The sequence below is a fragment of the Myxococcus sp. CA051A genome (genome assembly GCF_013336705.1).
Lineage (GTDB): Bacteria > Myxococcota > Myxococcia > Myxococcales > Myxococcaceae > Myxococcus > Myxococcus llanfairpwllgwyngyllgogerychwyrndrobwllllantysiliogogogochensis.
In genome coordinates this window covers 1-701 of the sequence record NZ_JABUMS010000068.1, presented here as the reverse complement: position 1 = coordinate 701, position 701 = coordinate 1, and the positions used below count along the sequence as shown (strand labels likewise).

Sequence of the window (701 nt, the reverse complement as noted above, 5' to 3'; positions counted from 1 at the left end):
TTCCTTCATCTCCTTCGCCGCTTCCGACGTCTGGCTCCACGCAGCCCCCGTCGCCTTCGACGCCTCCACCCTCGAAATCTGGGGCGCTCTCCTCCACGGCTCCAAGCTCGTCCTCGCTCCTCCTCATTCCCTGTCTCTTGAGGAACTCGGCTCGATTCTCGTCCGCGAGGGCATTACCTCCCTCTGGCTCACCGCCGCTCTCTTCGAGCAGATGGTGGCGACTCAGCCCGTCGCGCTGGCTGGTGTCCGCCAGGTCCTCGCCGGTGGCGACGTCCTGCCGCCTTCTCGCGTCCGCGAGCACCTCTCGCGGATGCCCCCGGGCCACGTCCTCGTCAACGGCTACGGCCCTACCGAGAACACCACCTTCTCCGCCACTCACTCGCTGCGGAGTGGGGACTCCTTCTCTCGCTCCGTCCCCATCGGCGCTCCTCTCTCCAACTCCTCCGCCTTCGTCCTCGACGCCTCCTTCCAGCCCCTGCCTCCGGGCGTCCCTGGAGAGCTCTTCGTCGGGGGTGACGGCCTTGCTTGGGGTTACCTCAACCGCGCTGACCTCACCGCCGAGCGCTTCGTCCCGCATCCCTTCAGCAGCACTCCTGGTGCTCGCCTCTACCGCACCGGTGACCGAGTCCGCTGGCTCGCCGACGGCACTCTCGAGTTCCTCGGCCGCTCCGACTTCCAGGTGAAGGTCCGCGGCTTCCGCA

Annotated in this window: 1 protein-coding gene; it reads left to right on the top strand. The window is 67.6% G+C overall.

Annotated elements, in window-relative coordinates:
* A partial coding sequence (locus HUA74_RS44935) for an AMP-binding protein (protein ID WP_174459511.1) occupies positions 1-701 on the top strand: 701 nt, incomplete at both ends.